This is a genomic window from Mycobacterium sp. IEC1808 (assembly GCF_002101935.1).
In the GTDB taxonomy this organism is placed as follows: domain Bacteria; phylum Actinomycetota; class Actinomycetes; order Mycobacteriales; family Mycobacteriaceae; genus Mycobacterium.
This window is the reverse complement of sequence record NZ_LQPV01000006.1, coordinates 215,580-227,913: the sequence shown is the minus strand read 5'-3', so window position 1 is coordinate 227,913 and position 12,334 is coordinate 215,580. Positions and strand designations below refer to the sequence as shown.

Here is a 12,334-nt window from a genome sequence, read left to right as displayed (position 1 = left end):
CTGTTACACAAGGTCTATCAGGAGGGTCTATTAGGAGCACGCGGCGTAAAGGAGAAGACCATTGGACGGCGAAATGTACCAGCGCGGACTCGAGATCCGCTCGGCGGTGTTGGGCGAGGCGTATGTCAACCAAGCGTTGGCGGACGCGGACGACTTCACCAAGCCGCTGCAAGACCTCGTCACCGAGTATTGCTGGGGTGCGGTCTGGGGCCGCGACGGCCTGGCCCTCAAGACCCGCAGCATGCTCAACCTAGCGATGATTTCGGTCCTGAACCGCCCCAACGAATTACGGACGCACGTCAAGGCGGCGCTGACGAACGGTGTCACGCGCGACGAGATCCGCGAGATATTCCTCCAGGTCGCGATCTACGCCGGCGTACCGGCCGCCGTCGACAGCTTCCGCATCGCGCGTGAGGCGTTCGCCGAAGTGGATCAGGGCTAGGGGTCGGCGATGGAGGTCGGATTCATCGGGCTGGGAAATATGGGCTTTCCCATGGCACGTCGCCTCATCCAACAAGGCCACGACGTCGTCGCCTTTGACATGAACGCCGCGGCGCTGGATCGCCTCGTCACCGCCGGCGCGCACGGCGCGTCGTCCTCGAAAGAGGTCGCCGATCGGGTCGAGACTGTCATGGCCAGCCTGCCGACGCCGGCCGCATCCGTGGAGGTGGCCACCGGGGCCGCGGGCGTGATCGAGGGTTCACGCGTCAAGCGCTATGTCGACTTCTCAACCGTCGGCAGCCGAACGGCGGTGCACATCCGCGACGCGCTGGCGAAACGGAGCATCGTGGCGATCGACAGCCCGGTCAGCGGCGGCGTGGGCGGAGCCGAGAAGGGTTCGCTCGCCGTCATGGTGTCCGGGCCGCGCGGCGAATTCGGCTTGATACGAACCGTTCTCGAGGCGATCGGGCGACCGCTTTACATCGGGGAGAAACCCGGCTCGGCGCAGACGATGAAGCTCGCCAACAACATCCTGGCGGCCAACGTGTTGATCGCGACGGCGGAGGTCGTCGCGATGGGCGTGAAGGCCGGTCTCGACCCGGGCGTGATGATCGAAGTGCTCAACGCGGGTTCGGGTGCGACGAGCGCGAGCCGCGACAAGTTCCCCCGCGCGATCCTGCCGCGCACCTTCGACTACGGCTTCGCCACCGGGCTGATGGTCAAGGACGTGCGGCTGTATCTCGACGAAGCGAAAGCGCTCGGCGCCCCGGCCGACGTCGCCGAAACGGTGGCCCGGCTCTGGGAGGCGGCCGCGCTCGAGGAGGGCCCGGACTCCGATTTCACGACGGTGATCAAGCCGTTCGAGAGGGCCGCCGGTGTCACCGTGGGTCCGGTGAAGCCGCTTCCGGGCTAATCGCGTTGAGTGTGCAGTAATGGCTTTGATTGTGTACCGGCGGAGGGAATTCGGCGATTTCTCCTGCCACGATTCACAGGCCAGGCGCACAGTTCACACGCGACGCCCGAAGGCCCGGCTAGCGCTTGAATCCACTTGGCGATCACTGAATTTGGCTCTGTGGTTGGCGCGGGGGCCAGCCGAAAAGCCAGGCCGCCACGAGGAAGCACAGCGCGCCGAAGAACGTGCCGATGTTGGCCCACACCAGGCTGACGTCGGCGCCCGAGCGCAGCACCAGCGCGCCGACGGCCGAGGCGAAAAACAGGACGGATCCCGCGAAGTTGAGGAACGCGATGCGCTGCGAGGCGCTGGCAACGTGGGAGTGCCGCCGGGCCCGGACCTCGGGAACGATCGCGATCGCCGACGAGACCAGGAACGCGACGGAGCCGACGATGTCGGGCACCCACACGTCGACGTCGATGAGCTCCGGGCGGGCACCGATCGTCACCGCGGCGTCGATCGTGTTGACGTTGAACAGCACCGTGCCCACCAACTGAATGGCTGCGGCCAGCCAGTCGGTGGTGCGCGCCCGCAACGGCAGGGAGTGCTGCTCGGCCTCGGGCAGCTCGCGGCGAGCGAGGATCAGCTGAAGCGTTGCGGCGGCGGTGAAGAACACCGCCCCCACCGCGTAGGTCAACGCCGAGAGCAGCGGTGGTGACGCGGGAAGCAGCGAGAGCAGGACGCCGAGCGCGAACAGTACCGCGCCGACCACGAACAGGAGGCCGATCCAGCGCACCATGGACGCGTGCACGGCCCTCACCACGCGACGGATCGTACCGGCCGTTTGCAGAATCGGTTCGGCGTCCGGCGGGCACCGGTCGGCATTCACCGACAAGAGCGAGAATGCTATTATCCTCAATCAAGAACGCTACTTACCCGGATAACGGCAATACCGATGGCTACCAGGGCCGATGTTTAACCGAAATGCTTACCGAAATACCGTTGATTGGCGACCGCCGAGAATGTTAGCTTATCTATCAGATGCCCTCATCGGGCTCACTTTGGCTTCCCGAGCCGGGGGGCGGCTTACGTGATCGAACACGCCGACGGAACCCGCACCCCGCTGATCGACGCGAGCGTGCACGTCTTCTTTTCGTCCAACAAGGACCTGCGCTCCTTCCTGCGCGAGCCGTTCAAGAGCCGTGGCTTCCCCGACTACGAGATGGACTGGTACGGCGCGCCGGGCGGCGAATACGCGCCGAACACCGAGGGGCCGGACCGCCAGTATCCCGGCTCGGATCCGGAATTCGTTGGCAACGAACTGTTTTCGAAGCGCGGTGTGGACGTGGCGATCCTGCATCCGATGGGGCGCGGCATCATGCCCGACCGTCACCTGGGCACCGCGCTGCACGCCGCCCACAACGAGATGATGGTGTCGCGCTGGCTGGACTCCGCCGAGTTCGGCGAGCGTTTCCGCGGCACCATCCGGGTCAACCCCGACGACATCGCAGGCGCCCTGCGCGAAATCGAGAAATGGCGTGCCGACCCCCGCATCGTCCAGATCGGCGTCCCGCTGCAATCCCGCGAGCTGTACGGCAAGCCCCAGTTCTGGCCGCTCTGGGAGGCCGCCGCCGACGCGGGGCTTCCGGTCGCCGTGCACATCGAAACGGGCGAGGGCATCGGCTTCCCTCCGACGCCGTCCGGGCACACCCTGACCTACGAGCAGTACGTCAGCTTCATGGCGCTGAACTACCTGTATCACCTGATGAACATGATCGCCGAGGGTGTGTTCGAGCGCTTCTCGAACCTGAAGTTCGTCTGGGCCGACGGCGCCGCCGACTTCCTTACCCCATTCATCTGGCGGATGGACACGTTTGGCCGGCCCCACCTGGAACAGACGCCCTGGGCACCGCGCATCCCCAGCGACTACATCCCCGGCCACGTTTATTTCGTGCAGGGCAGCCTCGACGGTCCGCCCGACGCCGACTTCGCCGGCGAGTGGTTCGCCTTCACCGGCAAGGAAGACATGGTGATGTTCGGCTCCAGCTACCCGCACTGGCAGAGCAACGACGTCGGCCGGGTGCCCGCATCGCTGTCCGCCGAACAGCGCGACAAGCTGTGCTGGCGCAACGCGGCCAACTTGTACGGGATCGACATTTCGGTCGACCTGGCAGCGGGCTAGTCGCAGAATAGGGACAAGGGGAGACTGAGGAGACAGAGATGACGCTGACTCACATACACGAACGGGTTCCCGCCGCCGAGCGCATAGCCGTCCGGTGCGTCGACTCCGACATCCACCCGGTGCCCCGGCGCGGCGAGCTCACCCAGTACATCCCCGAGCCGTGGCGCAGCAAGTTCTTCCTGGACCACAAGGTCGGCGAGCTGATCTACTACGACGCCCCCGACTACGCGCACACCTTCGCGATGCGCGCCGACGCCTTCCCGCCGGACGGCGAGTTCGCCTGCAGCGACCCGGACATGGCTTTCCGGCAACTGATCATGCAAGCGGGCTCCGACATCGCGATCCTGGAACCGGGCGGCCGCACACCGCGGCTGGCCGAGGCGCACCAGGCGTTCTCGACCGCGCTCAACCACTGGCAGGCGAACCACTGGCTCGACAGCCACAACAACTGGCACGAGCGCTGGCGCGGTTCGATCTGCGCGGCGATCGAGGATCCGGAGGGGGCGGCGCGCGAGATCGAGACGTGGGCCGGCCATCCGTACATGGCGCAGATCCTGATCAAGGCCGAGCCGCGACCGTCATGGGGCCACCCGAAGTACAACCCCATCTGGGAGGCCGCCACCAAGCACGACATCACGGTGAGCTGCCACCTGTCGCGCAGCAACTACGAGATGCTGCCGACGCCGCCGGTGGGTTTGCCGAGCTACAACCACGATTTCATGGTGACCTACTCGCTGCTGGCCGCCAACCAGGTGATGAGCCTGATCTTCGACGGCGTCTTCGACCGCTTCCCCACGCTGCGCATCGTGTTCGTCGAGCACGCGTTCTCCTGGATCCTGCCGCTGATGTGGCGGATGGACGCGCTCTACGAAGCCCGCAAGTCGCGGGTCGAGATCAAGCGCAAGCCATCGGAATACGTCAAGGAACACATCAAGTTCACCACCCAGCCGCTCGACTACCCGGAAGACAAGACCGAGTTGACCCGCGCCCTGGAGTGGATGGAGTGCGACAAGATCCTGCTGTTCTCCTCCGACTACCCGCACTGGACGTTCGACGACCCGCGCTGGTTGGTCAAGCACCTTCCGAAGGCGGCCCGGGACGCGGTGATGTACAAGAACGGGATCGCGACCTACCACCTCCCGGAGACCGTGCCGGTCCTCGAGGGTCAGACCCGGGTGTTCTGAGTTGGCGTCTGAACAAGAAGGGGCAACCACCAGGCCGCCCCAGCCCCGCCTCGCTCAGGGGCGCGAACACGTCGTGGCAACCGTGGACGAAATCCCCCCCGGCACCCACAAACTGGTGCCCATCGGGCGACACGGCGTGGGCGTCTACAACGTCAACGGCGCCTTCTACGCCATCGCGAATTACTGCCCACACCAGGGCGGTCCGCTGTGCTCGGGGCGCGCCCGCGGACGCACGATCGTCGACGAGACCGCCGCCGGCGACTCGGTCATGGTGCGCGACCTGGAGTTCATTTACTGCCCCTGGCATCAATGGGGTTTCGAGCTCGCGACCGGCACGACCGCGGTCAAGCCGGAGTGGAGCATCCGCACCTACCCGGTGCGAGTCGTCGGCAACGACGTTCTGGTGATGGCGTGACGGGAGCATCTGTGTCGACATTCGAGGTGAATGGCGGAAACGTTGTCTACGAAATCCTCGGTGACACAGGCGATCTCATTGCCCTGACGCCGGGCGGGCGGTTCAGCAAGGAGATCGAGGGCCTGCGCCCGCTGGCCGATGCGTTGGCCGCCGGCGGCTATCGGGTGCTGCTGTGGGACCGGCCCAACTGCGGGGCCTCGGATGTGCAGTTCTACGGCCAAAGCGAGTCGCACATGCGGGCCGAGACGTTGCACAAGCTGGTGACGGGTCTGGGCTTCGAGCGCTGCATCCTCGCCGGGGGCTCCGGCGGCGCAAGGGATTCCATGCTGACGACGATGCTCTACCCCGAGATGGTCACCAAACTCGTGGTGTGGAACATCGTCGGCGGCATCTACGGCACTTTCGTGCTGGGCTCCTTCTACATCATCCCGAGCATTCTCGCGGTGCGCGGCACCGGAATGGACGGCGTGATGAAAGTGCAGGAATGGCGCGAGCGAATCGAGCAGAACCCCGCCAACAAGCAGCGGTTCCTTGACCTCGACTCCGACGAGTTTCTCAAGGTGATGCTGCGCTGGCTCAATGCGTTCGTCTCCAAGCCCGGACAGACGATTCCGGGTGTCGAGGACGAAATGTTCGATCGAATCAAGGTCCCCACGTTGATCATTCGTGGCGGCGAGAACGACATGGATCACCCGAAGCGGACGTCGCTGGAGGTCAGCTGCCTGATCAAGGGCTCCAAGCTGATCGACCCGCCCTGGCCGGAGGACGCCTGGGAGCGGGCGTCCGAAGACCGCGCGGCGGGCAGGGTGAAGCACTTCAACATGTTCGACACCTGGGTGCAGGCCGCCCCCGCCATCCTCGAATTCTTGGGCTCCTGATGCGTTCACACGGTGCGAATGCGAACCTCGCAGTTGAGCGACGCCTCGAGGGCGGTGTGAATCCGGCTTTCCGGAACGCGATCCAGATCCGCCTCGCGCAAGGTCACGTGGATGATGTCTAAACCGTCGTCGCCGGGCGTCCGGACGATCTCGCCGGTGAGCCCGAAACCGGACAGCACGCCGTGCGCGTCGTCGTCGGTTCCCCGGCTGATGAATGTCACCACGCCGGCCACCGGCGCGACGTTGAAACCGCCAAAAGCTCTGCCGCACAACTCAAGTCCGACGCGCTTGACGGCATCGGCGTCTTCGCCGGCGACGAGCACCTCCACCTCGCGCCGGCCGGCCGGCATGGCCGAGAGGTTGTTCTCGACGACTTGCAGGCCCAGCTCGCCGGCAAGCTCGAGGAGTGCGGTCATGCCGTGTCCTAGCTGTTCGGCCGTGAGGACGCCGGAAGGATCCACGTTGACGCGCACTACCGCGGTTCGCATGTGCGCCAGACTAACGATGGGGAGCTAGGCGATGGATATCACCGTCACCTCCTGGCCCGGGTGTCCGTCGCGGCTGCTGGGTGATCGACCGGGCCACGCGGGTGAAAACCGCGCGGCGTACCTCGAACTCGGCGGTTATCGTCCACTCGCCGACCCCGACGAACTGCTTGGTGAAGTCGAGCGCAGCGGGCTGCAGGGCCGGGGCGGCGCGGCCTTTCCGATGGCGGTGAAGCTGCGCGCCGTGCGCGACAACGGGCGCGCGGCGGGTGGCGCGGTCGTCGTCGCCAACGGTGAGGAGGGCGAACCCGCTTCGATCAAGGATCGGTGGCTGCTGCGGCACCGGCCGCACCAGGTCCTCGACGGGCTGCGGCTGGCCACGGCGATGGTGGCCGCCGACCGCGCCTACGTCTACCTGTCCGACGCGGAATCGGCCCGCAGTGTCCAGGCCGCGCTCGCCGAGCAGCCGCCCGGCGACATCGCGATCGAGGTGGTCAACGTCGCCCCGGGGTACATCGCCGGCGAGGAGACTGCGGTCACCCGCGCGATCAACGGCGGACCCGTCAAGCCGACCGACAAACCGCCGCGGCCATTTCAGCAGGGCGTCGGCGGGCTGCCCACCCTGGTGAGCAATGTGGAGACCCTGGCCAACCTGCCCTACCTGCAGCGGCACGGCGCGGCGGAGTTCCGCTCGCTGGGCACGTCGTCCTCGCCGGGCACCTTCCTCGTGACCTTCACCGGCGGCGGCCGGCCGCCGGGCCTCTATGAGGTCCCGCACGGCCTGCCGTTCGCCGATCTGCTTGCCCTGCACGGGGTTTCGTCGGATCGCGTCCAAGGCGCGCTGCTGGGTGGCTACTTCGCCGGGCTGCTCAATCGCAGCGTGCTGAACGCCACGTTGGACCACGAGACGTTCCGTGACCTCGGCAGCGGACTGGGATGCGGTGCGATCGCGGTTCTCGCCGACGACTGCCCGGTGGCGGTCGCCGCGTCGGTGCTGGCCTACTTCGATCGCGAGAACGCGGGCCAATGCGGTTCGTGCTTCAACGGCACCGCCGCGATGGCCGCCGCCGCCGGGGCGCTCCGCGACGGCGCCGCCACCCCCGAGGACCTGGATCGGCTGCGCCACTGGTCGGTGATGCTGCGCGGGCGCGGAGCCTGCGCCACGCTGGACGCCGCGACCAACGTGGCCGCCACCATGCTCGACCAGTTCCCGCAAGCGGTGGCCCAGCATCTGGACAATGCCTGTGAACCGTGCCGCGCCAACGCGTTTAGCGCCGGGCGACCCTACGAGGTGGAGGCGGTGGTCTACGCGTGAGCGAGGGCATGAGAATCCACCTGGACCGCACCCTGTGTGACGGGTTCGGCATCTGCGCCAAGCACGCGCCCGCCTACTTCTCGCTCGACGACTGGGGATACGCGTGCCTGATCGGCGACGGCACCGTGCCCGAGGCCGACCGCGACGCGGTCATGCGCGCCCTGATGGACTGCCCGGTGCACGCCATCATGGAAATGGACGAACGCCGACCGGACGACGTGCCGCCGCAGCCAACCACCGATGACGACCCCGCCGCCCACGTCAATACCGAAGCGAGCGAAGCCGAATGGGGTTTCACGCGTTGACCGGACGCCCGCTGCCCCTGATCACGCAGGACAACGAGTTCTTTTGGACTTCGGGCGCCGACGGCACGCTCCGGCTGCAGGAATGCCAGAGCTGCGACGCGCTGATCCATCCGCCGGCTCCGGTGTGCCGATATTGCCGATCCCGGGACGTGGGTGTGCGGGCCGTTTCCGGCCGGGCGACGCTGGCCGGGTTCACCGTCAACGAGCGGTTCAGCCTGCCCGGACTCGCCGCCCCCTACGTCGTCGCGCAGGTGGCGATCGCCGAGGACCCGCGCGTGCGACTGACCACCAACATCGTCCAGTGCGATTTCGAGCGGCTGGAGCTCGGTCAACAGGTGGAGGTGGTCTTCGAGCAGGTCGAGGACGTGTGGTTTCCGCTGTTCCGGCCGATTCCCGATGCCGAACCCGCAGCCCTGCCGTCCGACGAGATCCCGCCCGAGCGCTTCGGCGAGCACGTGCGTCCCATGCTGACCCAGGAGAAGTTCGAGGACAAGGTCGCGCTGACCGGCATCGGCATGTCGCCGATCGGCCGCCGCTTGATGCAGCTGCCGCTGTCGCTCACCGTTCAGGCCTGCGAAGCGGCCATCGCCGACGCCGGGCTGACATTCGCCGATATCGACGGCCTGTCCACCTACCCCGGCGCTCTCAACGTGGCGGGAATGGGCGAGGGGGGCACCACCGCCCTGGAGGCCGCATTGGGCATCCGGCCGACGTGGCACAACGGCGCGATGGAAACGTTCGGCCCGGGTGGCTCCGTGATCGCTGCGATGCTGGCGATCGCCGGTGGGCTCGCACGCCACGTGCTGTGCTTCCGGACGGTTTGGGAAGCCACCCACGGCGAGCTGATGAAGCAGGGCAAAATCGCGCCCTCGATCGGCCGAATGTCGGGTTGGCAGATGCCATTCGGCGCCACCTCGGCCGCCCACACGCTGGCGATGAACGCGCAGCGGCACTTCCACCGTTACGGCACAACGAAAGAGACGCTGGGCTGGATCGCGCTGAACCAGCGCGCCAACGCCGAACTCAACCCGACTGCCATCTACCGCACCCCGATGACGATGGACGACTACCTCAATGCGCGTCCCATCACCACGCCGTTCGGGCTGTACGACTGCGACGTGCCGTGTGACGGCGCGATCGCCGTCATCGTCTCGGCCGTCGACGCCGCCCGCGACCTGGCCAAGCCGCCCGTTCTGGTGGAGGCCGTCGGCACCCAGATCGTCGAGCGACTCGATTGGGACCAAAGCACTTTGACGCACGAGCCGCAGGTGCTGGGCCAGGCCGCGCATGTGTGGACCCGCACCTCGTTGCGGCCCACCGACGTCGACGTCGCCGAACTCTACGACGGGTTTTCCTTCAACTGCCTGTCCTGGATCGAGGCGCTGGGATTCTGCGGCATCGGCGAGGCCAAGGAATTCCTGGACGGCGGCAAGAACATCGCGCGCGACGGGCAATTGCCGCTCAACACCCACGGCGGCCAGCTGTCGCACGGCCGCACCCACGGCATGGGCCTGCTGCACGAAGCGGTCAGCCAGCTGCGCGGCGAGGCCGGTGACCGGCAGGTGGCCGACGCCCGCGTCGGCGTCGTCAGCAGCGGGGGACTCACCCCCAGCGGCGTGCTTTTACTGCGGGGCGACACATGACGAGCGTCCGTCCGCGGCTGGTGATCGTCGACGGCGTGCCGATGTCGGCCCTGGTCGCCGAGGCTGCCGAGCCCACGGCGGTGATCGTCGCCATCCACGGTGGAGGCACCACCGCGCTGTATTTCGACTGCCCGGGCCACCCGTCGTATTCGTTGTTGCGCACGGGCGCCGAGGCCGGATTCACCGTCGTGGCCCTCGACCGCCCCGGCTACGGCAGCTCCGCGCCGTACCCCGAAGCGATGGCCTCCGGCGAGCAGCGGGTCAACCTCGCCTACGGCACGGTGGAGCGCATCCTCGGCGAACGACCCCGTGGCGCAGGCGTCTTCGTGTGGGGCCATTCCGGCGGCTGCGAGTTGACGATGCGGATGGCCGCCGACGCGCGCGGCGCAGAGCTGCTCGGCATCGAACTGGCCGGCACCGGTCGGCACTACCACCCTGCGGCCAAGGAAATACTGAAAACCGCCACCCGCGAACGCCGCCCGCCGGGCATGCGCGACCTGCTGTGGAGCCCCGCGGAGCTGTATCCGCCCGAGGTCCTCGGCGGCGCAACGGTTTCCCCGTCGGCGCCGGCCTACGAGGACCAAATGGTCTCCGACTGGGCGCGGCAGACCTTCCCGGAGCTGGCGCCCGCCGTGCGCGTCCCCGTGCACTTCAGCATCGCCGAGCACGAAAAGGTCTGGCAGGCCGATGACGCGGCGGTGACCCAGATCAGTGCGCTGTTCTCCGCAGCGCCGCGATTCGTCGTGCATCGTCAATCCGACGCCGGGCACAACATCAGCCTCGGCCACACCGCCCCCGACTACCACGCGAAAGTCCTTGCGTTCGTGGCGGAATGCGCGGGTGAGCGGTCAACGGATTCGGAAGCCGATTTGGAGGCCGGTTGATGCGGGTTGGGTTCATCGGATTAGGCAGTCAGGGCGGCCCCATGGCGCGCCGGATCATCGAGGGCGGCTACGAGACGACGCTATGGGCGCGCAGGCCCGCGTCGCTGGAGCCGTTCGCCGACACCCCGGCCAAGATCGCCCCGACGCCGGCCGATCTGGCCGCGGATAGCGATCTCGTCTGCCTGTGCGTCGTCGGCGACGCCGACATCGAGGAACTCACTGGCGGCGGGGACGGCCTGCTGGCGGCCATGGCACCGGGCAGCGTCATCGCGGTGCACAGCACCGTCCATCCCGACACCTGCCGTGAGCTCGCCAAACAGGCCGAGGCTCATGGGGTTTCGATCATCGATGCGCCGGTCAGCGGCGGCGGTCCGGCGGCCGCGGAGGGCCGGCTGCTGGTGATGGTCGGCGGCGACGGCGATGTCGTCGAGCGCTGCCGTCCGGTCTTCGAAACCTACGCCGACCCCGTCGTTCACCTGGGCGACCTCGGATCCGGGCAGACCACCAAACTACTCAACAATCTGCTGTTCACCGCCAACCTGGGCACCGCGGCCGCCGCCCTGTCGCTGGCCGACGAGCTGGGCGTGTCGCCGGATCGCCTCGTCGAAGTCGTCTCGCGCGGCAGCGCAAACAGCTTTGCGCTCAACGCTCTTGGCGGCATCGGCGGCCTGGACCGGCTGGCCGGCCTGGCGGGGACGCTGCTACAGAAGGACGTCCGGTTGATCGTCGAACTCGCCGAGCGGGCCGCGGCCCGCGGGGGCGCGGTGCTCGACGCGGCCGACGCCACCCTGACCCAGATGGGGCACCCCCGATGAAAGTCGGCTTCATCGGCGTGGGCCGGATGGGACGCCCCATGGTGGTCCGGCTCATCGACGCGGGCCACGACGTCCGGGCCCTGGCCCGGTCGGACGAACAGCGCCGCGATCTCGCGTGGCTCGGTGCCCATGCGGTGGACGAGGCGGGTGAGCTCGGTCCGTGGGCCGACGTCGTGGTGGTCTGTGTATTCGCCGACGAACAAGTACGGCAGGTCTGCCTGGACGGCGCCCTGCTACCCACGATGCGGCCGGGTTCCACGCTGGTGGTGCATACCACCGCGAGCCCCAAGACGATCGAGGCCATTGCCGCCCGCGCCGCCGACGTCGGCGTGGTCGACGCCCCGGTCAGCGGCGGCCCGCACGACATCGCCGCCGGCATGCTGACGCTCTTCGTCGGCGGCGCCGACGCCGCGGTGAACCGGGTGCGAACCGTGTTGGGCTGCTACGGCGATCCGGTCCTGCACGTCGGGCCGATCGGCGCCGGGCAGAAGGTGAAACTGGTCAACAATGCGCTTTTCGCGGGCCATATCGGGCTGCTCGCGGAGGCCATCCGGTTGGGCGAAAGCCTGGGCGTCCCGGAATCGACGCTGCTGGAAGCGCTCCCCCAGGGCAGCGCCACCAGCCGGGTGCTGGACATCGTCGCCGCCCGGGGCTCCGTCGGCTCGTTCATCGAGGTAGCGGGCGAATTCGTGGCCAAAGACGTGGCGGTCGTGCGTGACGTCGCCGCGGGACTGGGCGGTGACCTGGGCGCACTGGAGCAAGTGATCAAAGTCGACGGGGTTGGCGGGAAGGTCTGACCTGGTGGTGTTTTGGTCTTTTCGCTGCGTCACGAAAGCGCTACCGTTAGCGTTACAGTCAGGCAATCCGCTGTAACGGTTCAGCCCGCCGATGAGGA

The 12,334-nt window shown here is 67.5% G+C and carries 14 protein-coding genes; 12 read left to right on the top strand and 2 right to left on the bottom strand.

What is annotated here, in order from left to right:
• Positions 1–61 precede the first annotated feature (61 nt).
• Together AWB92_RS04600 and AWB92_RS04595 are read left to right on the top strand one after the other, a co-directional pair.
• Positions 62–442 (top strand): carboxymuconolactone decarboxylase family protein, encoded by a 381-nt coding sequence (locus AWB92_RS04600; protein ID WP_085184253.1) that lies wholly within the window; start codon positions 62–64, stop codon positions 440–442.
• Between the two features lie 9 nt (positions 443–451).
• Complete coding sequence (locus tag AWB92_RS04595) at positions 452–1,354, top strand: NAD(P)-dependent oxidoreductase (protein WP_085184252.1); 903 nt, start codon at positions 452–454, stop codon at positions 1,352–1,354.
• Between the two features lie 142 nt (positions 1,355–1,496).
• On the opposite strand, the gene AWB92_RS04590 is transcribed toward AWB92_RS04595, so the two are convergent.
• Entirely contained in the window at positions 1,497–2,156 is a 660-nt protein-coding gene (locus AWB92_RS04590; RefSeq protein WP_142281932.1) for a hypothetical protein, read from the bottom strand.
• Positions 2,157–2,423: 267 nt separating this feature from the next.
• Here AWB92_RS04590 and AWB92_RS04585 point away from each other — a divergent pair, with 267 nt between their 5' ends.
• The 4 genes from AWB92_RS04585 to AWB92_RS04570 are packed head-to-tail and all read left to right on the top strand — an operon-like array spanning position 2,424 to position 5,992.
• Complete coding sequence (locus AWB92_RS04585) at positions 2,424–3,515, top strand: amidohydrolase family protein (RefSeq protein ID WP_085184250.1); 1,092 nt, start codon at positions 2,424–2,426, stop codon at positions 3,513–3,515.
• Positions 3,516–3,553: 38 nt separating this feature from the next.
• Positions 3,554–4,699 (top strand): amidohydrolase family protein, encoded by a 1,146-nt coding sequence (locus AWB92_RS04580; protein WP_085184249.1) that lies wholly within the window; start codon positions 3,554–3,556, stop codon positions 4,697–4,699.
• A gap of 1 nt (position 4,700) precedes the next feature.
• Positions 4,701–5,114 (top strand): Rieske 2Fe-2S domain-containing protein, encoded by a 414-nt coding sequence (locus AWB92_RS04575; protein WP_068138314.1) that lies wholly within the window; start codon positions 4,701–4,703, stop codon positions 5,112–5,114.
• Between the two features lie 11 nt (positions 5,115–5,125).
• Positions 5,126–5,992, top strand: a complete 867-nt coding sequence (locus AWB92_RS04570) for an alpha/beta hydrolase (RefSeq protein WP_085184248.1) — start codon at positions 5,126–5,128, stop codon at positions 5,990–5,992.
• A gap of 5 nt (positions 5,993–5,997) precedes the next feature.
• On the opposite strand, the gene AWB92_RS04565 is transcribed toward AWB92_RS04570, so the two are convergent.
• Entirely contained in the window at positions 5,998–6,480 is a 483-nt protein-coding gene (locus AWB92_RS04565) for a hypothetical protein (protein WP_085184247.1), read from the bottom strand.
• 31 nt (positions 6,481–6,511) lie between these two features.
• Between AWB92_RS04565 and AWB92_RS04560 the strand changes: the two genes are divergently transcribed.
• The 6 genes from AWB92_RS04560 to AWB92_RS04535 are packed head-to-tail and all read left to right on the top strand — an operon-like array spanning position 6,512 to position 12,236.
• Complete coding sequence (locus tag AWB92_RS04560) at positions 6,512–7,792, top strand: NADH-ubiquinone oxidoreductase-F iron-sulfur binding region domain-containing protein (protein WP_085184246.1); 1,281 nt, start codon at positions 6,512–6,514, stop codon at positions 7,790–7,792.
• A gap of 8 nt (positions 7,793–7,800) precedes the next feature.
• A complete protein-coding gene (locus tag AWB92_RS04555; protein ID WP_085184359.1) occupies positions 7,801–8,097 on the top strand; it encodes a ferredoxin in 297 nt (98 codons plus the stop codon).
• Positions 8,079–9,740, top strand: coding sequence for an OB-fold domain-containing protein (locus tag AWB92_RS04550; protein ID WP_085184245.1), 1,662 nt, complete (start codon positions 8,079–8,081; stop codon positions 9,738–9,740). The genes AWB92_RS04555 and AWB92_RS04550 overlap by 19 nt, the downstream gene beginning before the upstream one ends.
• Positions 9,737–10,624 (top strand): alpha/beta hydrolase, encoded by an 888-nt coding sequence (locus AWB92_RS04545; protein ID WP_206601288.1) that lies wholly within the window; start codon positions 9,737–9,739, stop codon positions 10,622–10,624. Before AWB92_RS04550 ends, AWB92_RS04545 begins: the two co-directional genes overlap by 4 nt.
• On the top strand, positions 10,624–11,439 hold the full coding sequence (locus AWB92_RS04540; protein WP_085184244.1) for an NAD(P)-dependent oxidoreductase: 816 nt from the start codon (positions 10,624–10,626) through the stop codon (positions 11,437–11,439). Before AWB92_RS04545 ends, AWB92_RS04540 begins: the two co-directional genes overlap by 1 nt.
• Complete coding sequence (locus AWB92_RS04535) at positions 11,436–12,236, top strand: NAD(P)-dependent oxidoreductase (RefSeq protein WP_085184243.1); 801 nt, start codon at positions 11,436–11,438, stop codon at positions 12,234–12,236. The genes AWB92_RS04540 and AWB92_RS04535 overlap by 4 nt, the downstream gene beginning before the upstream one ends.
• Positions 12,237–12,334: the final 98 nt, after the last annotated feature.